Origin of the sequence: Paenisporosarcina sp. TG-14 (genome assembly GCF_000297555.1) — a bacterium.
Taxonomy (GTDB): Bacteria; Bacillota; Bacilli; order Bacillales_A; family Planococcaceae; genus Paenisporosarcina; species Paenisporosarcina antarctica.
The window spans coordinates 39,061-63,497 of record NZ_AMGD01000018.1; the positions used below are offsets into that span (position 1 = coordinate 39,061).

Annotated in this window: 35 protein-coding genes; all 35 read right to left on the reverse strand. The window is 38.2% G+C overall.

Translation table 11 applies throughout. The annotated features are described in order from the left end of the window. Window positions 1–106: 106 nt before the first annotated feature. Window positions 107–1,453: a hypothetical protein gene (locus C406_RS0106190; protein WP_017379733.1), complete on the reverse strand. Its 1,347-nt coding sequence runs from the start codon at window positions 1,451–1,453 to the stop codon at window positions 107–109. A gap of 15 nt (window positions 1,454–1,468) precedes the next feature. Then, the gene (locus C406_RS0106195; RefSeq protein WP_017379734.1) at window positions 1,469–3,070 is read right to left on the reverse strand and encodes a phage tail spike protein; all 1,602 of its coding nucleotides are present in this window, start codon (window positions 3,068–3,070) and stop codon (window positions 1,469–1,471) included. 15 nt (window positions 3,071–3,085) lie between these two features. Further along, a complete protein-coding gene (locus C406_RS0106200) occupies window positions 3,086–3,826 on the reverse strand; it encodes a phage tail family protein (protein ID WP_017379735.1) in 741 nt (246 codons plus the stop codon). Then, a complete protein-coding gene (locus C406_RS0106205) occupies window positions 3,823–6,219 on the reverse strand; it encodes a phage tail tape measure protein (protein WP_017379736.1) in 2,397 nt (798 codons plus the stop codon). The genes C406_RS0106200 and C406_RS0106205 overlap by 4 nt, the downstream gene beginning before the upstream one ends. A 6-nt stretch (window positions 6,220–6,225) precedes the next feature. Further along, window positions 6,226–6,831, reverse strand: coding sequence for a Gp15 family bacteriophage protein (locus C406_RS0106210; protein ID WP_017379737.1), 606 nt, complete (start codon window positions 6,829–6,831; stop codon window positions 6,226–6,228). Window positions 6,832–6,833: 2 nt separating this feature from the next. Further along, on the reverse strand, window positions 6,834–7,235 hold the full coding sequence (locus C406_RS0106215) for a hypothetical protein (RefSeq protein WP_017379738.1): 402 nt from the start codon (window positions 7,233–7,235) through the stop codon (window positions 6,834–6,836). A 74-nt stretch (window positions 7,236–7,309) separates the two neighbouring features. Beyond that, window positions 7,310–7,747 (reverse strand): phage tail tube protein, encoded by a 438-nt coding sequence (locus C406_RS0106220; RefSeq protein WP_017379739.1) that lies wholly within the window; start codon window positions 7,745–7,747, stop codon window positions 7,310–7,312. After that, the gene (locus C406_RS19330; RefSeq protein ID WP_017379740.1) at window positions 7,747–8,145 is read right to left on the reverse strand and encodes a phage tail terminator protein; all 399 of its coding nucleotides are present in this window, start codon (window positions 8,143–8,145) and stop codon (window positions 7,747–7,749) included. Before C406_RS19330 ends, C406_RS0106220 begins: the two co-directional genes overlap by 1 nt. Window positions 8,146–8,155: 10 nt before the next feature. Beyond that, complete coding sequence (locus C406_RS0106230) at window positions 8,156–8,503, reverse strand: minor capsid protein (protein WP_017379741.1); 348 nt, start codon at window positions 8,501–8,503, stop codon at window positions 8,156–8,158. Then, window positions 8,504–8,836: a putative minor capsid protein gene (locus C406_RS0106235; RefSeq protein ID WP_017379742.1), complete on the reverse strand. Its 333-nt coding sequence runs from the start codon at window positions 8,834–8,836 to the stop codon at window positions 8,504–8,506. Beyond that, on the reverse strand, window positions 8,829–9,218 hold the full coding sequence (locus C406_RS0106240; protein WP_017379743.1) for a hypothetical protein: 390 nt from the start codon (window positions 9,216–9,218) through the stop codon (window positions 8,829–8,831). The genes C406_RS0106235 and C406_RS0106240 overlap by 8 nt, the downstream gene beginning before the upstream one ends. Before the next feature lie 12 nt (window positions 9,219–9,230). Further along, window positions 9,231–9,461: a hypothetical protein gene (locus C406_RS0106245; protein WP_017379744.1), complete on the reverse strand. Its 231-nt coding sequence runs from the start codon at window positions 9,459–9,461 to the stop codon at window positions 9,231–9,233. Between the two features lie 46 nt (window positions 9,462–9,507). Next, a complete protein-coding gene (locus C406_RS0106250; RefSeq protein ID WP_017379745.1) occupies window positions 9,508–10,407 on the reverse strand; it encodes a hypothetical protein in 900 nt (299 codons plus the stop codon). A gap of 43 nt (window positions 10,408–10,450) precedes the next feature. Next, complete coding sequence (locus C406_RS0106255; protein WP_017379746.1) at window positions 10,451–11,053, reverse strand: hypothetical protein; 603 nt, start codon at window positions 11,051–11,053, stop codon at window positions 10,451–10,453. A 1-nt stretch (window position 11,054) separates the two neighbouring features. Next, complete coding sequence (locus C406_RS0106260) at window positions 11,055–12,179, reverse strand: phage minor capsid protein (RefSeq protein ID WP_017379747.1); 1,125 nt, start codon at window positions 12,177–12,179, stop codon at window positions 11,055–11,057. 6 nt (window positions 12,180–12,185) lie between these two features. Further along, entirely contained in the window at window positions 12,186–13,667 is a 1,482-nt protein-coding gene (locus tag C406_RS0106265; protein WP_017379748.1) for a phage portal protein, read from the reverse strand. Between the two features lie 12 nt (window positions 13,668–13,679). Continuing rightward, the gene (locus tag C406_RS0106270; RefSeq protein WP_017379749.1) at window positions 13,680–14,987 is read right to left on the reverse strand and encodes a PBSX family phage terminase large subunit; all 1,308 of its coding nucleotides are present in this window, start codon (window positions 14,985–14,987) and stop codon (window positions 13,680–13,682) included. Next, complete coding sequence (locus C406_RS0106275) at window positions 14,974–15,816, reverse strand: terminase small subunit (protein ID WP_017379750.1); 843 nt, start codon at window positions 15,814–15,816, stop codon at window positions 14,974–14,976. The genes C406_RS0106270 and C406_RS0106275 overlap by 14 nt, the downstream gene beginning before the upstream one ends. 163 nt (window positions 15,817–15,979) lie before the next feature. Beyond that, complete coding sequence (locus C406_RS0106280) at window positions 15,980–16,471, reverse strand: sigma-70 family RNA polymerase sigma factor (protein WP_017379751.1); 492 nt, start codon at window positions 16,469–16,471, stop codon at window positions 15,980–15,982. An 11-nt stretch (window positions 16,472–16,482) separates the two neighbouring features. Continuing rightward, complete coding sequence (locus C406_RS19335) at window positions 16,483–16,674, reverse strand: hypothetical protein (protein ID WP_017379752.1); 192 nt, start codon at window positions 16,672–16,674, stop codon at window positions 16,483–16,485. Window positions 16,675–16,686: 12 nt separating this feature from the next. Beyond that, window positions 16,687–16,947 (reverse strand): hypothetical protein, encoded by a 261-nt coding sequence (locus C406_RS0106290; RefSeq protein WP_017379753.1) that lies wholly within the window; start codon window positions 16,945–16,947, stop codon window positions 16,687–16,689. Window positions 16,948–17,032: 85 nt separating this feature from the next. Further along, window positions 17,033–17,410, reverse strand: coding sequence for a hypothetical protein (locus tag C406_RS0106295; protein WP_017379754.1), 378 nt, complete (start codon window positions 17,408–17,410; stop codon window positions 17,033–17,035). Then, window positions 17,407–17,604, reverse strand: coding sequence for an XtrA/YqaO family protein (locus C406_RS0106300; RefSeq protein WP_017379755.1), 198 nt, complete (start codon window positions 17,602–17,604; stop codon window positions 17,407–17,409). The genes C406_RS0106295 and C406_RS0106300 overlap by 4 nt, the downstream gene beginning before the upstream one ends. A 2-nt stretch (window positions 17,605–17,606) precedes the next feature. After that, a complete protein-coding gene (locus C406_RS20485; protein WP_017379756.1) occupies window positions 17,607–17,768 on the reverse strand; it encodes a hypothetical protein in 162 nt (53 codons plus the stop codon). A 31-nt stretch (window positions 17,769–17,799) separates the two neighbouring features. After that, window positions 17,800–18,147: a RyR domain-containing protein gene (locus tag C406_RS0106310; protein WP_017379757.1), complete on the reverse strand. Its 348-nt coding sequence runs from the start codon at window positions 18,145–18,147 to the stop codon at window positions 17,800–17,802. Window positions 18,148–18,267: 120 nt separating this feature from the next. Then, window positions 18,268–18,519 carry a hypothetical protein gene (locus C406_RS0106315; protein WP_017379758.1) on the reverse strand — a complete coding sequence of 84 codons (252 nt, stop codon included), beginning with the start codon at window positions 18,517–18,519 and terminating at the stop codon, window positions 18,268–18,270. Then, the gene (locus C406_RS21235) at window positions 18,507–18,635 is read right to left on the reverse strand and encodes a hypothetical protein (protein WP_017379759.1); all 129 of its coding nucleotides are present in this window, start codon (window positions 18,633–18,635) and stop codon (window positions 18,507–18,509) included. The genes C406_RS0106315 and C406_RS21235 overlap by 13 nt, the downstream gene beginning before the upstream one ends. 9 nt (window positions 18,636–18,644) lie before the next feature. Then, the gene (locus C406_RS0106325) at window positions 18,645–19,079 is read right to left on the reverse strand and encodes a RusA family crossover junction endodeoxyribonuclease (RefSeq protein ID WP_017379760.1); all 435 of its coding nucleotides are present in this window, start codon (window positions 19,077–19,079) and stop codon (window positions 18,645–18,647) included. Beyond that, a complete protein-coding gene (locus tag C406_RS20490) occupies window positions 19,076–19,249 on the reverse strand; it encodes a DUF6011 domain-containing protein (protein WP_017379761.1) in 174 nt (57 codons plus the stop codon). The genes C406_RS0106325 and C406_RS20490 overlap by 4 nt, the downstream gene beginning before the upstream one ends. Beyond that, window positions 19,249–19,440 carry a hypothetical protein gene (locus tag C406_RS0106335; RefSeq protein WP_017379762.1) on the reverse strand — a complete coding sequence of 64 codons (192 nt, stop codon included), beginning with the start codon at window positions 19,438–19,440 and terminating at the stop codon, window positions 19,249–19,251. Before C406_RS0106335 ends, C406_RS20490 begins: the two co-directional genes overlap by 1 nt. An 11-nt stretch (window positions 19,441–19,451) precedes the next feature. Further along, window positions 19,452–20,261: an ATP-binding protein gene (locus C406_RS0106340; RefSeq protein ID WP_017379763.1), complete on the reverse strand. Its 810-nt coding sequence runs from the start codon at window positions 20,259–20,261 to the stop codon at window positions 19,452–19,454. After that, window positions 20,203–20,991: a conserved phage C-terminal domain-containing protein gene (locus C406_RS0106345; RefSeq protein WP_017379764.1), complete on the reverse strand. Its 789-nt coding sequence runs from the start codon at window positions 20,989–20,991 to the stop codon at window positions 20,203–20,205. Before C406_RS0106345 ends, C406_RS0106340 begins: the two co-directional genes overlap by 59 nt. 16 nt (window positions 20,992–21,007) lie before the next feature. Continuing rightward, complete coding sequence (locus C406_RS0106350; protein WP_017379765.1) at window positions 21,008–21,709, reverse strand: MBL fold metallo-hydrolase; 702 nt, start codon at window positions 21,707–21,709, stop codon at window positions 21,008–21,010. Next, window positions 21,706–22,440, reverse strand: coding sequence for a phage recombination protein Bet (bet, locus tag C406_RS0106355; RefSeq protein WP_017379766.1), 735 nt, complete (start codon window positions 22,438–22,440; stop codon window positions 21,706–21,708). The genes C406_RS0106350 and bet overlap by 4 nt, the downstream gene beginning before the upstream one ends. Further along, window positions 22,437–24,410 carry an AAA family ATPase gene (locus C406_RS0106360; protein ID WP_017379767.1) on the reverse strand — a complete coding sequence of 658 codons (1,974 nt, stop codon included), beginning with the start codon at window positions 24,408–24,410 and terminating at the stop codon, window positions 22,437–22,439. The genes bet and C406_RS0106360 overlap by 4 nt, the downstream gene beginning before the upstream one ends. Window positions 24,411–24,437 lie beyond the last annotated feature (27 nt).

Sequence of the window (24,437 nt, forward strand, 5' to 3'; positions counted from 1 at the left end):
AAACGCCCGTGTGGACGTTCTTTAAGTAATCGTACACATATCTATCTTCTGAACATTTCATCTTGATATACTAGATTCCTAAATAAGGTCCCACCAACTTTTAGTATCATACTGATGGAGAAACATAACGCGTTAAAGGATATGGAGGAAACTCCAATTCATACGTAATTTTCATTGTCTCGGCATTTGTTTTGGTGACAGGCGTTTCTAATAAAACCCTAGATCCGAAAAACACTTTAGGAACTAATTCGATATATGATGGATTCACTCGCAAGAAAAATTCATCTGAGTAATCAAACAAAACTCCATACCTGCTATCACCACCAGAACCGAATGAACCGTATGACGAACTAGTTCTAAATAATTTCACTTCTTTATCTGTTAAGTCCATATAGTAACTAATATATCCCGAGCTATATGGATTGTTCATTTTAAATAATTTTGTTCCATCGTGAGAAAACTGTAATGGAAAGTTCCAACCAACTGGAAAACTTGTAGGTGTTCGGTTGATTTCATTTAGTTCTAAATCAAAACGAATTAAAACTTTATCATCTGTCCGCATGAATACAATTTGATTTTCAGAATGATCGTAACCGACAGTATATGCAGAATAACCACTACTTGTTATAGCTGTTGGCATAGTAGCCACTAAAACAGGTGATCCAGTTAAATCAGATTTAGGAACTTTATAGACTTTGTGATCAGTAGTGGCCCACATTAAATCATTTTGAGTGAACCAAAAACCCGAATTATTTCTACTAGATAGTAACGCAACCGTTCTAACTATTTCGCCTGCAAACGAAAAATTACCTGTGGAAACATCATAAAATATTCTTAATCTGTGTAAATTAGGGCTTCTGTTTATATAAATATCCCCACTAAAATGATCATATGCATATCGGGAATGGTCAATCGTTCCTGCTCCACCTAGATTCGCCTTAACGTCTAGTGGAATTTGCACTCTTAAACCTGCCAATAAATCAAAAACACTACCTGGAAATGGTGTTAAATAGATACTTTGGAAGGTTCCGTTTCCTGCGGAGGTAGGAAAATCGAATACTAATTTTGCTCTTTCATTATTGATAAATGTTTCTGCCGTATTAATCGTGCCCAATAACGAGTCTGAACCTACATAAGTAACTTCTGTTTGTGCATACCCTATTAGCTTCCCATCTACATATGTTTCATTTCCTGGGTCTGTCGATTTTACGTTATCAGTTAACATCAATGTTCTAAATAAAAGGTTGTTTTGTTGATGCTCTGCATTATTTACAGGGAGGAAACCCTGACCAAACATATAATGTCTAGCTAACATATCATAAACTGCATTCGCTCTTGGATTTATAAAATTGTGTTTTTCAATTGTGTCATGCAAAATACCGTCTTCGAATTTTTCTATCTTCACCTTACCTTTTAATTTCGGCTCTGCAATTAATTTCATTTTATCCTTCAAATCTATCATCCTCTTTTATTCTGTTTTTACTATAACGGTTGCAGTGTCATTAAACGTAAGAGTAGTTTCCAAGTCCATTGCATCCTTTGGATAATTCAAGATTCCAATTTGTCTTGAATGAACAACAATATCTTCAATAATTTCTATTACTGCGTTTATTGTTATTGGTTCGTTAATTGAAGCCCCTGGTGGCCCAGCTTGAGTAGCCGATAATAACTTGTCACCTCGAACGTACATTTTAGCTTTTTGCATATCGACGATTGCCAATCCACTCGACATTTTCAAGTTCAATTGTATGGTAGACGAACCTGCCACCAGTTCAGGAATTGAAAAAGGGACGCCCAAAGTATGCCATCCTGCAGTAAGTGTTTGTTTAATCTCTATAATCTGAATACCGGTATTTAATACAATTGAACCTTCTAATAAACCTCCAGATGTAACATTTAATAAGACATTAACTCCAGCTAACAAAATAGTGGGTGATGCTGCTGTAACGTTTACTTTTGCTACTTCTTGAAAAGTTGAATTCAAAGTCATTAATTCTTTATTGGCGTCGACTGTGATCACTTCTTTGTTCTCTTCTTGCTCAAACGATTGATTAAACAAATCTGCTAAATTCTTTTGCCTTGTGTCAAAACCACAAATCACTTTATTCGTGCCAATTTCTTGATCCATGCTAACTAGCATCACATCTGCAGTGAATCCCAGGTTGTCATCACGAGCTAAAAAGATGTCACCTAGTTCAATCACTTTCGATGCTTCAACTGTTAAATCGTCGATTTCCACTTCATAGGTAAAAATGGGTTTATCGTGTTTTGACAAAAATTCCAGTCCTGCCTCATATAGTGCATCGGGGTCAGCTATTTCTGAAAACTCCACTTCAACTTCACGTGGATAAGCATAGCTAGAAAGGTTCACAGAATCCATGTATATAAGCCCTTTTGAATTGGCCGCTGCACGTGCAATGGTTAATCCGTTTGAACCTACTGGATATAGACGAGTTACTACATTGGCTCCATCAGTAGTTCGATGAATACGTTTTGCGTTTTTTTCGTTGTAAATAAAGAATCCAATTTGTTTACCCGTATTTTGGCGGTATACAATTGTAAAAATACCATTCACATCAGGTAACCCTGAAGGAAGAATAATAAAATTTCCTATGGCTGCTAAATGATGCAATTGCTTCATGGAGTTAGAGTTCTCCTGAACGATGGAATGAGTTTTCTCGACATCAGGAACCAACTTAAAACGAGTTCCTTTCAGGATTTCAATGCCGATATCTGTTGTTATTGTGCGTAACTTTGAAAATGCTGGTACACGCTTTTCTAACAATTCCGTGATAATGTGCTCACAAAATACATAGCAATCCGCTGTATTACCATGTCCCACTTCTTCAATTTTCCGAATAATAAAAACCGTCTCATTGGCTTTAATGAAACGGCCCTCTATTAATTTCCCGGAATTTCGCTCTTGTTTGCCAATCACAAAATCCAAAGTGTACATATCGTTCATTACTTTTCTCACATTAATCTTCCGAGCTTTTGCAAGAACACCTAAACCGAAAGAGGTGAAAAACCTTTCGTTCAAATCATAGAGAACCAATAAATCATCACTCATGTTTTCACCTCATTTCTAGTTCAGCCATTTTGGATAATACTCAAGTCGGACAGATGTAGTAATAAATCCAGTGAAGGTAATGGATGTAGACGTTTTACTTAATTTCAAAAAGTCTCCTGATGCATTACGTAAACCAGATGCCCCTACTTCCGCCACGTCATAAAGTTCAGAATCGACTACCAATGTCCCAGAATGGCTCGCTGCTGTGTAAACGAATTCCTGATTGGAACCATCAGAGTCATTCAACCGCGCTTTAAAGTTTCCGAATGTCCCCGAAAGTGTCATTTTAAATCCTGTAGGCAAATCTCCAAGATAGCTGATTCCTGATACACTTCCTACGTTTGGGTATAAGGTTGAAACAATTTGATCATTAATGGCGTATCCATCGGACGAAATTAACGTGAAACTAAATTTTGCGAAATACAATCCCACGTAACTTAATTCCGTGATATTCGATAAAGAACATAAAAAGTATTTTTGAGGACTTCTTTTGTATTTCATCTTTACTTTTTGGGGCTTCCCTGTCTTATCAATGAAAAGTCCCATGAACTGACGATAATTGTCGTAAGCATTAGTTGCTTTAATATCCACATTGAATGTTAATTCCGTTGAATGGAGCACTGAACCGAAATCCGTTGCTCCACCCCCTTCTTTATCTTCTATTCGAGATGTCACCTTAGCTAAATTCGCATAAGGAGTGGACACTTCAACTTTAATATTCAAGTTTGTTAAATCATAATTATCAATTAGAATCATCGGTTTCCACGCCCCCTTTGACTGCGTGTTACATGCTCATATAAATCACGACTGATTGATTGAACGTCATTTTCATCACGCACATTCATATTTTGAACATTGATTGTCACTCCATTATTTTGGTGTGTTGTATTGTTGGGTTGAACTGATCCTCCACCACCCATTGAAGCATTAGCTACAAGCCCATTCATGTCCGGCATTTGCAATAAAGAACTCATCGCGTGTTCGACCTTGGTTTGTCCACCCTTGATACTATCCATGATAGGACCGGCAAAGTCTAAATGGTCCAGGTCGCTGAGTGGTCCCTCTTTTGCAGGAGAAAAAGGCAAGAAATCACGAACTTTACTTACCACATTACCGATTGCGCCAGTGGCTTTACCAATCGCTCCAGTAATCCCATCTGCCAACATCGAAATGATTTTACCGCCAGCTTCTTTGAATTTCTTGCCAATGTCTGTCACTATCTTTAATGCTGCTGCCATTCCGTTTGATATGGTCGACTTTACGTTATTTATCGCTGTTGAGATAATAGTTTTAATGCTATTCCATGTCGTTGAAATGGCGGTCTTAATGCTGTTCATGGCTATTGAAATAACTGTTTTTATCGTATTAAATACCGTGCTGATAACCGTTTTAATTGCATTTACAATCGTCTGAACTGCTGTTCTAATAGCGTTCCAAACTGTCATAAACACTGTTTTATAAATATTAAGCACCGTAGTGAGATAGGTTTTAATCCAATTAAACACCGTATTAATAATGGTTTTAATCACATTAACGACAGTTAAAATTATTGTTTTAATCGCATTAAAAACAGTTAGAAAAATAGTCTTATAGAGGTTGAGCGCGAATGTTAAATAAGTCTTAATCGCATCAAACACAAATGTTATTACCGTTTTAATAACCCCTACGGCTACAGATATTACTGTTTTAATCGCATTAAATGCGGCAGTAAATATAGTCTTGTAAACAGCTAACATGAAAGTAAAGTAGGCTTTAATTCCATCCCATATCATTACTAAAAAATCACCAATCCACGAAAAAACAGCCTTCGTAATTGCCTTTATCTCATCCCAATATTTATAAATTAGGAAAGCCAATACCCCAACTGCAATCCCAATGAGTCCAATAGGTCCCATTAGTACCATCATGGCGGTTCGGATGATGTGGAAAATAGGCGCTAGTTTTGATAGCACTCCCCAGACTTTTAGAATGACTGGAATCATTGTCCCAATAGAACTGATAATCATAGCTAGTACAACTAAGAAAGGTCCTATAGCGGCAAAGATTACACCAATTACGACAGCCATTAATTGCATTGTTGGCGATAATTTCCCGAACCACTCCGCCATTTTTTGAACCGCTGCAATTAAAGGCGGAATCCACTTTTCAGCGAACTCCATTAATATTTTACCGATTGGCTCAAGCGCGAGCATTGTGTTGTTTTTCAGCATGCTAAAACGGTCACCGAGTGTCTGTGTGTCAGCGGCTGCTTTCCCTATTGTTTCTTCGCTACTACCTAACGTCGCTAATAATTCATCTACTTCAAAACGACCTTCACGAATTGCCGCTGCCATATCAGGTCCTGCACGAGCGCCAAATAGTTCAATTGCCAGCGCGTTTGCTTCGGATGCACTCCCTGCGTTTTTTATCGATTCCACTGTCTTATTTAAACCTGTTTCTGCATCAATGCCCTGTTTAGCCATTTTCCCTAATGCTTGTCGCATAGATCCCATGACCAGTTCAGCATTAACCCCTTCTTTTTCGAATTTTCCAAGAAGAGCAGCAGACGTATCAAAGTCAAACCCCATTTGACGTAAAGGAGCACCGAACTGAACCATTTGACTAGCAAGTTTATCCACGCCTATTCCTGTCGTTTGAGACACTTTCCAAAAATAGTCCATCGTATCAGATTGGTCACCGACCGCAATACCCCAATCTCCAAAGGCTCGCGTACCACTAGCAATTAATGTTGGCACATCCTCACCAGAGACACGACCTAGTTCGAGAAACTGCTTTGTTAACGCTTCTAACGGTTCACCTGTTTGCCCTGTTCTCGTATTCAAGTCAGCCAGTGCGGTTGAAACTTCATCTGCCGACTCAGGTACATTCTTAAATACGTTTTTAAAATTTTCTTTTAAGGATTCAAGATCCTCACCAGTAGCACCTGTTCCTCGTCTGATTGTGTTATACGCATCATCCAATTTAACAGCTGCGGCTAATCCTGCGGCCCCAACAGCAAGGATAGGTAGAGTGACCGCTTTACTCATCCCCGTACCAACACTTGTCATTTTGGAACTGACTTTACCCATTTTAGATTGAAGGCTTGATATGCCTTTATCTATCCCTTTTTCATCAATTTTGGAGTCTATTAATATCGAGCCATCTGCCAATTATTTTCACCTCCCTGCTTTAAAGAAGTTCGCTACCTTTTCCCATGCACTATCCACTCGATCAACTACTAAATCAGGATCTTCTTGTCCCTTCAATGCGTAAGCTTTTTTCATAGCGAGAATGTACTTAATTTCATCAGCGTTGTATTTCGTTCGCCCAGGTACTTTCGTTGCACGATATTTAATCGCTTCTTTGAATTTCGTTTTCTCGCCCAAGCTACTAAGTAACGATTGAAATTGCTTCCAATGAAGTTTCCCGTGATAGTCATAGAGATTCATTCCGTAGTCTTGAAGAAAGGACGCGAATATGTATCCTGCATCCTGATATAAATCGAAATATGGCTTTTCTTTCGGCTGCTCGGATTGTTCGAAATCGATTCCTGCATATTCTTTCAACACAAAAAGAACCATCTGATCCTTTGTTTGAAAAGGAACATCTGGTTCATTGGGTATTAGCATTGAAAAAGCCATTTCTAACCGTTCGTAAGGGTTAAAGTCAACATCATTAAACACTTCCAAAACTCTTAGCACGTTGTCGAAAGATAGATCTAGAACGTATATCTCACCTTGTATCTCCACCTTGTCATCAAAGCGTTGTGTAAGTGTTAACACGATTAATTCACCTTTTTAGAGGATTTATAGTAGTTCTCTTTTTTCTTTGTTTGGACGTCGCTAAATTTAGCGTCAACTACCTCCATTAATTGATAGACAAGGTGTGCGAGTGCGTAAGATGAACGTCCTGCAGATTCGTATATAGGATCATAAGATCCTTCTCCTAGCAATTGGTCAATGGTCTCTTTCATCGCCAGAATGGAATCGACTTCTAATTTATCTTGTTCTTCCTCTGTAGCACTCTCGAGATCAATCGTTTGTAATGCATCCATCTTCACTTTCATTGCATTAAACATCTTTCTATGTGATTTCAAAGCTTCATCATTTAACTCCATTTGATATTTCTTTCCATCAATCTCGATGACTTCGTAGGATTTTTTGAGTTCGAATTTTTTTACTGTCATGGGTTAGTCCTCCTGTTAAGTTAAATAAAAAGAGGAAGCATTAAGCTCCCTCTTCAAGTTGAATATTTGTTTGATTAGACTGCTGGTGTAACAACTGGCGCACCGTTGAAATGAATTTCAAAGCTGATTTCACTCTTGGCGTTTGCATCGCCTGAGCCTGGTTCGATATTAGCAATCGTTACATCACCAGAAATAACTTCGCCATTCGGTCGTTCCCATTCGAAATCTGTCTCACGATTTTTTCCGAATTTAAGCATATTTGAGAAAATGAAATCTTGTGCAGGATCTCCTTCTACACGATGACCAGAGATAGAAAGTATTAATTGACCACCTGTAACTGTACTGGTTGTATAGCCTTCACCGTCATAGTAGGGTGTTTGATCAACTTCATCGTTTGTAGAAGGTTCAACAGAAGTAATTCCTGCCGCCAATAGCGCTAGAACACCTGGTTCTGTGTCAGGTGCCGTATTAATTCTAAATTTATTTTTATATTGCAATTCAAATTCCACCATCATATTACCTCCCTAGTTCTGTATAATTCAGCAACAAACAGTGCTGTGTACACTTGCTCTTTGCCATTTGTTGTTTCCACCCAATTTGGCAAGGTAGTGCATTCCATTTTGACAAAAGAAAAAGAACCATCATTAGATGACAGTTCTTCTAGTGTTTCTAATAAATCTGAAATTTCTTGAGTTGTAGAAGTCGCAATACGACCATCTCTGTGCTTAACGAGCAATTGAACACCATATTCCTCTGTGCGGTTACCATCCATAAAACGATTTCTAGGAGGCGATGGTATTCGACGAACAGCAATGCTATTCCCGTCATTCAAACCACCTATTACGATTGATGAACCAAATAAATCAAATTCAGATTCAATCTTATCCAATAATCTATCCATGAAATCCATGAGCCACCACCTACAAATTTGCTTTGAATGCTGCTTTAGCTACCACTATCCACACTTTTTTCTTTTCAGCTTTAGCTCGTTCAAACCACAAACCGCCAGCTAAAGGATTTTTATCCTTCGAGAATTTGTATTGGGGATTGTAATACAACTTACGAGCATAAGGCGTTTCCCAGATTAATTCTCCGGTACCGATTTTAGAAGTTCTTATACTCGATTTCTTAAGTTCCGATAAATCTTGTGGAGCAAACTTATTTGAATCTTTTAATACTTGAAGATCCAAAATCGATTGAGTTTTATTTGTTGCGTTAACCATCTTTGATCTGAGAGCGCCATAATCCATATTTACTTTCACCTTCATCTAAACAACCTCTATTTCATAGTGATGAATGTTAGGTCCGAACGCATAAAGAGGATCTACCTTGTTCACAAAGGTCTCAACTCCGTTAAACGTCACTTTCGACCCCTTTTCCATCTTCACAAATGGTTTGGAGTGTTTAGCGTCGATGAAAATAAGCGATTGAGCCACAATGTCCTCACCGTTTGCATTAGATGTAACCTTTCGCGAAGGCTCAACCCTCACGAATTTAATCTCAATTGGCTTTGCCCATGTTTCACCATAACGGTCATCGCCCACATACTCTTCGTAATTCACAGAATGTATTAGCAAGCGTTTAGGTATGGATCTAGCCATAAACACTCACCGACCTATTCAATAGCCCTGTGTGAGAAAGAAATTGGATTACCAATGGCGATATAGCCGCCTGTGTTCTAGAAAGATTCCCTGATGATGCTTTATTGCCATAGGAAAACTTTCCGATGCTTGCATTATTCAGTGATTCAGCTACTATTTCATCAATGCCTCCTGCTACTTCGAAAAATTCCACTTGTGCAGCGGTCGCTTTTTTAATAAGCTCTTGTATACGTGGATGCAGGGCATCAAAGTCAGTTATTTTATAGTTGGTCACCATATCTACCACATCAGATGCACGACCGATGAAGCGGTCAATCTCGTCTGCATCAATCGGCGTTCCGTGGTAGGTGTCGTTATAATACTCCAGTGTGATATAAGGCATCTAACTCACCCCTTACTTTTTAGCTGCAGTTAAATCAGCCTTTGCTTTCTTTAAGTCCTCTTTCAACTTATCGTTTTCTTCAATCACTTTATTGTGTTCTGCAGCAGAAACTGACTTACCAGCAATAGCTTTTTTAAGAACTTTCCCTTTATCATCAACCTTGTCATATCCTTGTTTGAGATAAGCTTCGACTGCATTTTCATCAACCGTTAATACGCGATTACTCTTTTTTACTTTAGCCATTCGTTTCCCTCCTCAATTTAAAATAGAAAAGAGAGCCTAAGCTCTCTTATGCTGAATATGGTGTTGTGTGGAACGCTACAGCCTGTGCTTTACGTTCAAATACAAATACATCCCAATATGAACGTTCGTAGTACGTGTACTTCCCTTTAGAAAGAGATGAAGGTTGACCAAGTAGCACTTGCTCATACTTCACTGGTGAAAGAATTGCGTTTGGATGAACCAGAATCAAATTGATTTGGTCTGCTGTAGGATCTGCAACTGCTCCGACTGTGAAATTGTACAATGTTTTCATACGAGATGAAGGGACACGAATCAATTCAACATCATCAAGAGAACGTACAGAACGATTTACAGCTCCGTTATTGCTAGTGACTTGAATTTGACGTTGAATTTGTTCTGCGTTTTTCAAAAGTGTATAAAAAGCAGGTGTCACATAAAGCAAACGACCCTCAGCAGGAATTTCATTTTCATCCATATCCTCCATCAGTTGGTCAAAGATTGTTAAAACAGTTGCAACAGTTGCAGCAGTCGTAACAGGTGTTACACCATAGCCAGTAGCTTCTGCAAACAGCTTAGATGCCATGTACTTGTCCATTTCAGGAATCTTTTGCTCTTCGTTGAACACTCGAGTGGTATTAGCAATTGTCACCGCATCATTTGTTTCATCCACATCCATTGGGTCGATAAACGTATCAAACTCTCGGTCATGATCAAGTGTTTTTGTTTCCCAGTCGTTATCCACCTTACGAGTAAATCCAGTGATAGCGTCACGGTTCGTATCTACCATTCCTGTTACGTCAATACGTGGAATTTGAATTGTTTTTGCATTCACAAAACGAATACGTGCGTTATTTGACGTGTTGTAAAGCTTAGAAAACGCTAATTCCTTCGTGAATTTTTGTTCAAGAGCTTTCGTATATAGTTCAGCATAATTTAAAACCGGCATTTGTTTTTCCTCCTAGTAGTTGAATGGTTTATAAGTGCAAAATCTAGTTAAAGGCTTGCATGAATGCTTCCTCTTTGGTCAAATTATCTTTCGTGTGTTTGTCTTGAACAAATTGAGGTGGCTTTTTGCCTTCTTGCGGTGGTGCTTCGGCAAAATGTGGATACTCATCAACCACTTGTTTAATGGCTGCGTTAATATCCACATCATCACTTACTCTTGTTTTGGCTAAAATGATAACAGCATCAGCATTCTTTCCTGTGACTCCTGCGTCATATGCGGCTAGTTTCGATTGCAAGGTGAATTTCTCATCGTTGGCAGTCCCTAATGACGTTTCTAAATCTTTCAGTCGGTCTGTTTGCTTTTGCACTTCGGTTTTTTGGCTTTCCTCCCAATCTTTATGGGATTTCAGCGTTTTCTCAAGCTGAGAGAAATCATCCACACCTAGTTTTTTGAGAAACTTGGATTCCGCCAACTTATCAAGTTCGTCTGCAGTTAACTCGCTTTCACCTCCTTTCGGTGGATCTGTTGGAGTATCACTATTCAAATCAGTAGGTGGGTCTGTTGGTAAATCTGTTGGTGCTGGATCATCCGCAAAAAATTGTATATTTAGTGGCAGAAACTTCTTTTGGTTGAATAGTTTTTTCATGTTATTTCCTCCTCTGAATTCTTTCTCTTCCATAACGTCTAGTACGCCCTGAATCATCTATGAAATCTCTCATACGTGATTGCCGTTGCCTTACAAGTTTCCCAGCAAGTTGAGCACCTTCAGCGTCTCCTGCTTGTTTTAAGATATCTTCGCGGTGTTTAGCTTTTCTTATTTCACGTTCATAACGCCGTTGGTCTTGGCTTTCTTTGTAAATCCGATCATTTTCTTCTCTATCTTCTGTCGGCTCGGATGTCCGTTGACTTATGCCTTCAAAAAACGGGTAATCTTGATGGCCACAATTGATTCCTAGAATTCCATCAGGCTCGCCATACGAACTACTTGACCAAGGTGGATAAACTGGATGACTACCAGATACAGAAAATACCTTCCCTTGATCTTCAGCGCATTTTGGACGAGCGCCTTCATGACTGGTTATTTCAATCAAATCACTTTCATACTCTTCATTGCGTTTGGATTGCATGTCGTGAGTAACGTCATTAGTAACCGTTCGAACAATCATGCTTACATAACCCTCAGCCGACATCACAGAACCATTTTTTCGAGTGAGAACTGGTATCCCTTTGTCATTCCACTGTGACAAGGTAGAGCGAATAGCTTGTTGTGCAGTCGCTTGGCCTGTTAAGACTCTTGCAGTGGATTGGCTAATTATGTTTCGGTAAACTTGTTGTGAACTTGATAGCATGGTTGTATTTATACTATTAAGCCTGTCCTTCGCACGACCGTTATAGGTTGCTAAGATTGTTAACACCTGAGCATCATTTGCAAGTGCAGCTGTAGGAGAAACGGGTAGTAATCCTTGTGCAAATGCTTGTTGCAGAACTTTTTCGTTCTGTTCAAGATGCTTCATGCTAATTTCTTTCATGCTTGCTAATAACTCTCGTTCCGCAATTGGACTATTTTTAAAAATAGCAACACGATTTTCGTTTAATAACGGTTGAGCTTCTGCTAATCTAGCTGATTGCCACACCATAGGATTCTCTGATAGTTCATCTAATGTCCCGTTTAGGCGTTTAGCTATGTTGATTAGTAGTTTTAATTCAATGGCACTATAAACGTCTGTGATTGGTTTGGAAGCGTCATATAACTGTTTTGGAGTAAGTGACATTCATCATCACACCCTATCATCTGGCATGAAATCCTCAGCTTCTTGAATTGAACCTTGTTCTAATTGAATTTGTTTGAGAATCGTCAACGCTTCATCCTCTGTCACCTTCTGGACCTTCTGAATCGCTTGCAGTTGAGAAGCAATTCCAGCACCAACAAGCGTTATCCAATATGTTGCGTTTGTAGTGCGGTCCTCTGCAATGGAATCATCGAAATTAACCTTCATTTCAAATTCATCTGGTGATGTGAACAATCCATATAAAGAAGCCACCTCAGCGATGGTCTCAACAAGGTCTTTTAAACCTTCCTCGACTAACGTGATGTGGCTTGAACGTGTTTTATAGGTTTTACTGTTCTCACTAATTACCTCTGTGGCTGTTTTCAATCCTTTTGAATCAAAGGTGAATGTACCAGGACTAAATCCTGTTTGCATGGATAGAATCTCAAGCAATGCATTAATTGAATCAACATGCTCTTCAACTCGTAATTCAAGTGAAACATCTTTGATCTCTGATTTCTCATCTTCGAAGTTAAACGCTTCATACACTTCATCGTTGGCATCAAAATAACGACTCGTAGTTCCCGTTAAAGGATCTACAGCTACTTTAATCGCACTTGCAGGAACCACAATTCTTTTTTTACCTAGTCTAAACTCTCGATGGAACGAGTCGAACGCTACATCCAGGCTCTGCAAAGTATCCATTGCATTTGCAAACAAGCTGATGCCCATTTTGCTATCTAGCTCTACGTTGTTAGCAATATTCGGCTTGAAATAGACGAACATTGAACGAGTTAGTCCAGTAATCTGTACTTCATCCTCTAAGCCTGGATACATTGTATCAAGAGAAATCTTAACACCCAGATCACCGCTATTTTTATCTGCTTTATACAACTCGTTCTTAACGGTGTAAATGCCTTGTTCCCACATATGCCATTCGAGCAGCGTGAATTTGTTTTCGCCTTTTCGTGATTCCGTTACAAATACGCCCTCTGTAATGGTCCGCCCATTGTCAGCGATTGGAACAAACTGTTCTGCAGACACGTAAGACAATTTGATTTGATTGTCGATAACATGAACTTTAATAACTGTGCCGCCCAACCCAAACATGTATTCTAAGTAGTTTTGAAAGTTTTGACTGAACGCGTTATTTGATAAAACATTTTCAATGTTCTCTGCAAAATCCGACTCGCCATCATCAATGGAAATATCACATTTCTCATTAAATACGAGTGTGGCCATTTCTTGAGAGATCACTTTCGGCATCCCCATCGACTGCATACGCCTTGCTTTAGTTCCGTTAATTGTTTGGTATTTCACATCATGCCAGCCACTGTGATAACCCTTATATAAATTCTTCCACACTTCTATTTGAGCGAAGAAGGTTTCATTTGCTATGTTATCTTTTCGATTGGTTAGCTTTTTAACGCCGTTAATCAAACCCATTTTGTACATCACCGCCTTTATTTTGGAGATTAGGTTTTTAAACACTTTGTCACCACCTTAGAATTTCAATCCTAACTTTCTTAAATTATCGCAAACATAATATTGAAATTGATCGACAGTATGGTCGTCTTCTTTCGTCACCTTAGGATCGTTGGAATTGATTGTATTCACATCCCATTGATACTTACGATGTTCTTCAAGAAATATCTTATTGCGTGGTGTATCCAACACAAAAAATCGACCTTGTGCAAGTAAATCCTGCACATTGTCGATCATGTCAATTTTCTTCTTTTTCGGCACTGGATGGAGTCTCATGCCGTAATCCTTGAATACTTGATTACGCAAAGCACCCTCAGCACTATCAATTGTCGTTTTGTCGATGTGATACGGATACGTTTTTCGTAACCATGTGTACCAATCATAAAACTCAATGGATAATTCACTTGGAGCCTTCTTATTTACTTGATTAGCAGGAGAGTAATAGTAGGTGTCTAACAAATAGACATTCCCTTTGGCACTTAAAGCATAAGCGCCATGAGTAGTCGCTGATACTTGATGGCCAGTATCCGTTGAAGTATCGATTAATATGATTCGGTCGTCACTAGGTAACGATTCAACCAGATGAAAATGATTCATGTTATAGATCGTGTCACCTAATCCGATAACCTCTCCAGAATACATCCACCGCCAATAATCAAAGTCATTTTCTTTATACTTTTCAATCTTCCGAAGCATCTGCTCAGAAAGGAACCCTTTTTCATCGTCTAGATAGGTACTGTGATGAAGAAGATAATCGCTATCTCCTGCTTTGCTATCTTTCCACTCGTTTACCCATGAATAAGGGTTTCTAGGTGGGTTATAGGAGTAATAAACTTTTACCTCTTTATCATTAAGCCTCTCACGAATGAACGTATCCTCGACCGTATCAATGTCTTCGACTCCTGCAAATTCAGCCAACTCTTCAAACCAGAGCGCCATAACATATCCTTTTGCAATCTTTGCAGATTTAAGCTTTAAAGGATCATCAACACCATAAAAGTAAAACGCGGTATTGGTTTGTTTGTGGATTATTCTCAAAGGTGATGTCATAAATCTAAATTCTGCATCAACACCCAACACATATATGGCCCACTTGATTTGCTCGTAAATACTGGTTGAAAGGTACTTTCCCACTTTACGCAAACAAACCACATTACCCTGATCATCTTCTAAGAAGTCAATCACCAGTTTCAACGAAATGACAGATGATTTCATTGAAGAACGACCACCGCTTAAGATGCTATTCGGCAATTCATTCAACCACACGGAATAAAAGTTAGGGTTCAGCAGGTCCATGACGTTTACTGTCTTGTCAATCGTCGTCATTTTGCATCGCCATCCTCATCGCTTCCTTGTCGTTGACAATCACCACTCTGGATATGCCCGAATCCTCATTTTTAGTTTCAGCAGTCACTTTCACAATCTCTGCTTTCAGTTTTTCTTCCTGAAGTTTCTTCTTGTCGCTTTCTGATAGGAGGTCAAAGTACTTCGATAGCATTTCCAGTGCTTTCATTTTGTCTGCTAATTTGACCGCTACACCATCTCGACCTTGTTTCACTTCAGTGATGAGTGTGCCATCCACTTCTTTGTAGTCTTTAAAATCTACAAATGAAACAGTACGTGTTTCTACTTTTCCATCTGGATCAATTATTGCTACACCGTTATCGTCATACTCAATGACTTCTTTCGTCCCGAATAGAACAAAGTCCGTTATGTCCGCAAAAGCTATGTCAATGTATTTCTGCAGCACATCTCGAACGTCCAGTTTTAACTCCATAGCTTGTTCAACCTTCATCCGATCAATCTCTTTGGATATCTCAGTATTTCTCAGTAGATTATGACCATTTGTCATAGCCGTTGAATAAGCGCATCCATAAGCCTTTTGATAAGCTTTTGTCGCATTGAAGTACTTAATGTAATAAATACAAAAAAGCCTTTGTTTATCGGTTAAATCATCCGACTCTACAAAGACTTCTTTCGGCTGCATCCTTTTAGAAATTGTTGCATCCTTTTTCTTTTTAGTTGTATCTCTTACCCAAGCTTCACGGCTTTTTCTGCTTTTAAGAGTTCCGAGCTTCACATCATGCTTCTCAGCCAATGACAATAACGTGATGGAAGATGATTCATAGTCATTACGAATTTTTTCCCACTTCACTTCACTTCACCACACCTCCGAAATTCCTAATAAAAAATACCCTCAATGAGATGCTTTGAATAAATTGCGCAATTCATTCATTCCAGGGAAGAGTATGACGCTCGAACGCATCCCCTCTTTAATTCTCCCCTTCATTTATGTAAACTTCGTACGTCATCGTACGTCAAGAAACTTTTTCTTGGACCTTTTTCCGCGCACGTTCAATGTATTGTTGAACCGTTCGTTTCTTTATTCCTATCTCTTCAGCAATATCAGACATGCTCATTTCTCTAGCAGCATGTAATATGTAACACTGTCGTTCACGGAGGGAAAAGGAAGCGAAAACATCAACTAACACCTTCTTTTGTTTTTCGCTCAACCGCAACTGGTGATCATTAATATCTAATTGATTTGTAATGTCAGGTATGAGGTCCATACTCTCAAATGAACGCTTTTGATATACTAACCGTTCGTCGGTTCCCTTATATGTTCCTGGTTGCTTTCCAGTAGACATCCATTCAATTGCAAAAGACATTTCACTTATCATGCTATTGATCATCGTCAAATCTTGCGCAGTCGAAGGGTCATTCCTATTCAATTGATTCCGTTTTTGTCCTAACTGTTTACGTCCTTCATCGTACTCTTGAATCAAATCGTCCGCCCAAATGGTTGTCATAAAATCTCCTCCTATCGTCTTCGAATAGCTCCGCCTTTGCCGCGAGAATAGGTATCTCGATTACACCCCATGATTTCAAGCCATTCTCTTCGACTGAGCATTTCTTTTGGGTGTTTGCTTGTCTTTATATCTTCTTTCTCTATCTCTTGAATAGGAGTCTGTGAGAGTCTTTTCATGAACAATTCACTTTGCAATGTTCTCATCGTGCTATCCCCTTAGTGAATTATTTTACGAATCATGTTCCGCGGTTTATTTATAATGACTTGATGCTTCATGCGCTGGGGTTTTAAATCAAACTTGAAAATTTGACGTTCATAATTTCTATTTTCTTCTGTAAGTAAGGTTTCCATAGTTTGCGTAATGTCTGATAATGCTTTCCAAATTCGTGAAACAATTTCACTCATTCTTTTGGCTAAAGCCTGTAATGCTTGATGAAAGTTATTAAGCAGATCATTTATTGTTGGTTGTTCCTGCATGTTTTCCACTCCTTTTTATTGAATAAAAAAAGAGGACACCAAAACAGCGGAATGCTGTCAGGTGTCCTCCAGATTGCTGGTGGGACTAAGAAGTATAAGTTTTGATTAACGCAGTTCTAAACGAATCGTCATCTTTCTCTTTTTGAACTTTATGAATTTCTGCATGCCGTTTTAAATATTTTTTTTCAGCAGGGTATAAATATCTAAATTTACTATCCCACTCAATTGATTGATACAATCCCTTATCATATTCTAATTTAAATAATTTTCTTATTTTCCAATACTTCTTGAATTTTAGGATCGTTTTTTTCATTTTGGTAAAATTTTTTTCATGCTTACTCTTTATTTGCACTGCAACATAATCAAGAAATTTACTAATAATCCATACTATTAATCCTCCAACTGTTGCCACAACAATTAAATCTAATAGTGTTAAATTGAATGATTTTTCAAAGTAATTCAAAACACTTCCCCCTCATCCCACTTAACACGGGTTACCTTACCTTGATGTGTGGTAATTTTCGTCTCAGCAAATGCAGGAAGTTCAGAAATCTTAGCTTTGCCCTCACAAATTATCACTACACAACTTGTTGGTAGTTCCATTATATCAAGATTTAGCAATCCTTGGTAATCTATATTTACAGGTTTCATTCTCATAGTTATTCCCCTTTCGTATCTTTATGGCCATTTATAAAGCTAGGATGGATCAGTGCATATTCATACCCATTAAGCTCAACTTTAGTCGGTAGACCGTTTTTCTCTTTCAGTACTTTTGTTAGCGGTCTATATGTATCACCTTTTGCTCTGAGTTTCGGCTTCATTCCTTCACCTCGTTTATAGTTGAACTGTGTATTAAGAGTTAAATGAATCGACTACTGATTTGAATAAAGCATCTTTAGTTCGTTGAAACTTCGGAAGTTGTTCATAACGCATAATACAAGGATGTGTTTTTAATTCAGCATCTTTTGCCTTACCGTATACCCAACCTTCTTCAAGTTTTTGTTTCAACCAATTTTCATGTGACATTTCGGGTGTCACGTCATTGTTTAAGTGGTATTCAACACCGTTCATCGCTGAATCTTTCTGCCACGCAGGTGCATCTTCCCAAGACGTCTGGGAAAAGTCGTTTTGTGCTTCGCAATAGGCTTTATTTACGTTGTGGCATACTTTTGCGATTTCAATTATCTCAACATTTTTCATTTTAATTTCCTCTTTTCTATTTTTGTTTGTTAAACCTTATTGGTCAGCGGTCCATATCTTGCTTTATCAGCAACCCCAGAGCGACAATGAACATCGTGCCGAGTATTAACCATGCATAAATCACTCACCCACCCATTTCTTGTAAACCTCGAATTTGCCGTTCTTTTTCATATCATGAATTTTAGATGCAATCGTGCCTTCTGTTTTTCCTAAAGCGAATGAAAGGCTTTGACGGTCATCAACTTCCCAATACTTACAGAGGTATATAAGTTCCTCCAAAGTAAATGGTTTACCGTGCCGTTTATGAAACTTAGGATGATAAAGCATGCGACCTTGATCGTCGTATTGGATTGTTTTATCTATGAGTGACATAAGCGCCACCCTTGTCGTTTGCGAGCATTTAGATCGTGCTGTTGAAGCGCTTCATATAGCCATACGTTTTGGCCATCTTCCTTGCGAAACATGAGCACCCATTTTCTCTTAGCCATTACAGGTCCTCACTTCCCTCTTGATTGGTATTTGATACAAACCACCACGCGAGGAGAAAGACTGTAAAACTTCCTTACAGTTAAATCCACAACCTGGCTATCGTCTTGCCACATGATTTTATTCAATCCGTCTTTGATACCCTTCACATAGTTATCTGCGTCTGGTTTACTTGTCGGTCGTAATTCTCCAGACTCGATTAAAGCTTGTTTAGGACCTGTTTGATACTTTTTAGGAGTTGAACGATACACATCGACACATAATTCTATTGGACCAGTAATAAGTTCATCTGGTGCGTGTTGAAAAGCTACCAATTTCACATACTGCTTAAAGTTACGAGATTTTAAAGGATCATATAAAACGGTCTTGCCAGTAAATGTCTTGCCAGCTCTTGGACGACCTTGCGCAACGGGATTTCCGATTATCTCGAAAAGTATACTTCTCATCGTTTCGACTTCTCTGTGTACTCGAGTACTTCGTAAATTGTTACTTGTCTCTTTTCAAACTCCGCATCAGCTTCAGCTTGTTTTCGCTTGCAGACAGGACCCATGCCTACATGGATTGATTTAGATGTTTTTAATTTACGGTTGCAACGGTTGCAAGTCTCAATTATCATCACGCTGCCACACTTTCTTTTTCTAAATACTTAAGAAGTAACTGGACTACTGATTCTTTACTTCTGCCCGTGGCTTCTTGCACCCTAATCAATGTGCTTTCAAACTGAATTTCCAATTCTTTAGTATCTCCGTGTCCATCTCTCCATTGCCCTGCAATGATAATCATTTGGTTTAACAGTTGTTCCAACATGTCTATTCCTCCTAAAACGGTTTGTCGGCTATCCGTTTATCTTTTGATTCTTTAAAGATGATGAATTTCGGTTTCTTAAAACAACGAGAGATCAACTTAGAATCATATAATTGGTTTAACGACTCACTGTTTAGATTTGTCGTGTATATTGTGGCTTTGTCCTGCCGACTGGTTGAAATGGCGTAAAGTATCTTATGTACAAAATCACTTGCAGCCTTATCTGTTTGAACTGCACCTGTTTCTGCACCCAAGTCATCAATGACAAGAAAGTCTATTTTTTCAATAAGATTGAGAAAGTAAAATTCGTTATATGGCGATTCTTTGTAAGTGAATGTCTCACGCACTTTTCGCAACATCATGTCAAAGCTGATAAACAAACAAGATTTCTGATTATCGAATTCTTTCGCTTCGTTCAAAGCATTTAACATGGCGTAGGATAAGTGACTTTTTCCAGTTCCTGCTTTACCTTGTAAGATTACGTTGAACGTTTGTCCTACTTTCAGGCGACGAATACATTCCGAAACGATTTTCTTATTAGCGTGTTCTTCTGTATTTTCAAATGTTTCGTAGTTCACAAGACTTGCATCTAATAGGGTCTTATCAGAAACCAAACTCTTTTGTGCTAAAACAAGAGAATTGGCGTTTTTAAATCGCTCAACTATTACCGTTTGTAGCTGTTCGTTTTCTTTTTCCACGAAGCATCTAGGGCACTCAGCTACTCCTTCAAATACAACTAGCCGAACGTTGTGCTTTTCACAAGTATCAGAATGGTATGTTATTGTCTTTTCTAAATCGTTCAGCATTTTGTTGATTGGTTTCACGTTTTGTCACCTTCTCGTTTAAGTAAGATTCAAATTTTGTTCCGAATAAGGTTTCAGGTCTTAGAAAAGATGACATTTTTTCATCTTTCAGCCATTGAGATGATTTGATGTCTATGACTCTCGTGAAATCATTTAGACGAAACCCTTCATTCCATCTAGCTGCAACTAATTTTTTTGTTTTTGCAGAAGTAGAACGATATTTAGTTATGCATTTTTCATTGAGATAATTAACGACTTCGAGAAAAGGAATAATATCTTTATCTTTATCCTTATCTTTATCCTTCTCTTTATCCTTATCCTTCTCTTTTGTATGCATACTGTATGGATACTGTATCGATACTGTATTTCCATCAATGGTATCAACGGTTTCAAGGAATTTATCAATAAATGGTAAACACTTTATTTCTTTTAGTTCATCCTCAACCCGTTTTACAATTTTTGGGCTATTGTTCCAATTATGCTTGCACCAGTTTAGTAACATCACTTCTTTTGTTGGTTCGTTATATATGATTTTTCCATATTCCACGAATCTACTTAATAGCTTGTCGACCGTCTCACGGTTGTAACCCGTTTCGGTTTCTATTATCCGTTTAGGAAGTTCATAGATTCCTATTTGATTAGCCTTACTGTTCGTCATCAAATAGATGTAAAAGTATTTTTCCTCTGGTGTTAAATCTAAGACAAAGGCATCTTGCCAAAAACTCACTTGGACTTGCCGATATTTCCCCAATATAAATCTTCCTTTCTCACGGAATGTAAATCATTTTTCCAGTCACTTTTGCTACTTCATTTCGAATTAATTGTTCATCACTATTCGAGTCAGATAGATGCAACAACCATATTTCCTGAAGGTTTGATAAATCATTGGCCTTTAAGAACTCAATCACACGTTCCAAACCAAAATGTGAACGCATCACACGTTTTTTCATTGTTTTATCTATGCGTCCATTTGCAACGTTTTGTTTTAACACATCCGTGCAGTAATTGCATTCAAGCATAAGATGTGAAATGCCACTAAATTTGTAACGGCAGTAATAAGAATCGGTTATAAAAAGTATCTTATCCCCTGAAGTATTAGCTAATAGGAAGCCAAACGGTTCCGATACGTCGTGTTCAGTGTCGAAAGGTAAAATTGTCCACGTCCCTATTTTGAATTGCTGTTTTACCGCCACGCCATGCAACCGATGATGGTTTATTCCTATAGCTTCTTTAGTTCCTGGTGACATATAACAATCGATTCCGGCTTTTAAGACATCGTTAATACCAGAACAATGATCTTTGTGTTCATGCGTGATTAAACATGCGGCTATATCAGATGTCTTGAAATTGAGTTTGCGCTGAATATCCTTAAAACGTATGCCGCACTCAAGTAGCAAAGGCGTATGACCGTCTGTTATGTGATAACAATTGCCTTTACTACCAGTTGCGAGCGTTTGAATCGTAATCATGCCCAATCAGGACTAACAACAACTACTTTTTCTGGTTCTTTTTGCTGTGTTTTTGTAGGAGCTTTCTCTTCAATAATTTCGCCTGTATCCATATCAACGTCTATAACTTCACTGTTTGCATGCTGCTTAATTTCTTCTTCTATAGTTAATTCTGTTGGTGCTGTTGGTCGTAATTCTTCATCAGTGTAAAGCGCTCCTAATGCTTCTGGAAATGCTTCACGTTGAGCATTAACGATTGCCGATTTTCTTATCATATTTAGAGGCATGTCTTTCCAAGTGGCTTGTCCTTTGCCAAACTCTTCTAGACTGATTCTTGATGTGATAGGTAGCTTTCTGTCACTCCTATGAATCTTTGCCCATCCACCAATCAACTTGTCTGCAGACAACTTAACAGCACCTTCTACCTCGACCAATTTGCCTTCTCGTTCTACAATGATACCTGCTTCAAATCCCTCGTATTTCGGATGATTTTCGGCTCGTTTCATGAAAGCTTCTTTCGATGTAATGATTTGCGCTGGTTGTGAACCAAACTTGATTAGATATGCTTCGTTTAAGAATGGATTTAGCTTTTGAAACTTGCAGAGATTAATGAACATCACAAGTTCTTGATCTGTTACATTCCCACTTCCTCTTGTTAGATAGTTTTTTACTGTATTACCTGATAGTTTTACCGTTTCACCATTTACCTCAAATTCCACTGGTGTAACCATTAGACCGGTTTGATTACTCATACTGCTTCTTCCTCCTCAGATTGAATTTCTACTCGCAATTGTTTGTCTTGCTCCGAAACTATTAAACTGATTAACTGTGATTCTGAATCCGCTAATTTAACAACCGACTCTCGATTATCAATAAAAATAGGAGCTCTAATGCCGTAATGTGTGGATAACGTGTTAATAATGTCTATTCCTACATTGATTCTAGCGGCGTTATTCATTGATGAAAAAGGGATGCCTTTGTAGGTCGTCTCACATACTTCTTGCAGACCGCCGTTAATTTGTTCAGAGAACATTTTGAAACGTGCATATTCGAATTTAGCGTTAATGCGTTCTTCCAACAGCTCTACTTTTGCTCGAATGAATTGTTCTGTTAAATAAAGCTGATGCTCGAGTTTTTCGTATTCACCTGTTAGCAATTTTTCTTGATCACATAAATCCGAAATTCTTTTGTGCAGAGATTCAACATTTGCAAAACGTGCGATTGCCACTTGTGCCCTTGTCTTTTTGTCTTTTAACTCGTTTATTTCGGTTTCTACCGAGCGAATTGACTCTTGAACGCTTTCTTTCAAGCCCTGAATCCCCGAAACTATTTTTTGTTTATTAGAGAGTTTCACTTGATAATCAGCACTTTCAGAAACGTCTTTTACGACTGCTTGTTGGCTTTCTAATTGAGATGCTAACTTTGATACCACTTGGTCTTTTTCAGTAGCTTGCTCAACGAATTTGGCGTGCTCATTTTGCTGCTTATCAATATCCGTTTGAATTTGAATCTTTTTCTCTTTAACTTCTTTCCCTTGCTCATTAATTCGTTGCAGTTTTTCCGATTTATCTTTATTGAATTGCTCAAGAGCTTTTGTGCGAACAGCTTCTAACTGTTCTTCTGGTAAAGCTTGTCCACAAGCTGGACAGTCACATGTATCTTTGTGTACAAATGACAATCCGTTTAGCTGCTTCCAGTCATCTAACAATTTTGTACGGTAATTATTTTGCAAATCCATCATCCGTGTAGCTTGCTCAATTGCTTGCACACGTTCGCTTATTTTGCGTTTCAGAATCAATACATTTGATTTTTCTTCTTGTGATTTCGCTTGTAATTGATATAGCTTTTCTTTCGAATCTGATTCGTAATCACGTTTTATATTCAAAAGATCATTTTCAATTTGTTGCAGATCCCGTTCTTTTTCAAGAATGGATTTACCGTTTTTAATATTGGAAATGAGTGTTATATTTTCATCAATCTTTGTTTCCAGATGAATAACATCTTCTTTCAGATTTGACACGTCTATTACTTCAACTGGTATGGATTTTTGGATTTCATCAATGCGAACAGGAATGTGTTTTAACTCGTCATTGATGTCTTTTCGGCGTTCAACAACAATTTTCCGAAGATCCTCAATTTTTTTCCCTTTCAGAATAAGCGGCAATACTTTTAGTTCATCATTTTTCTGAAACACTTCTTCTTCAGAAACGTCGCCGCATATTTCCAATAACGTCGTTCGACGGTCCTGCCATTTCATCTGTTCGTTGAAAAATGATGGTGACGTTAACAACTTAAATGCATCTTCTTGTACGATTAAATCAATTGCTTCCGTATATTCTTTTTTCTTTTGTGGTACTCCGTCAATGTAGTACTTAGTAACGTGTCCAGAAAATTCCTTTGATGCAGCTCCGCGTACTTGAGTCCACTTTTCCGAATACACTTTTCGCAACGTCATTGGTGATCCGTCAATTAAGAAGGATGCTTCGACTTCGTGATTGAGATTGTTTGCTTCTTTGCCGTTAATGAGTGTTTTGATTGCGAAATCCGTTTTATTTTGGCTGTCTTTACCGAACAAAACGAATGTAAAGGCATCGAATAATGTTGTTTTTCCAGTCTCGTTATCGCCAAACACTCGCGCGTTTTCACCACCTGGTTGGAATGTGAATTGTTTAATTCCCTTAAAGTTGTTAAGTGTTAAAGACAATAATTTTACTTCTTTCATGATTGTTCCTCCCTTGATTTATTAGAG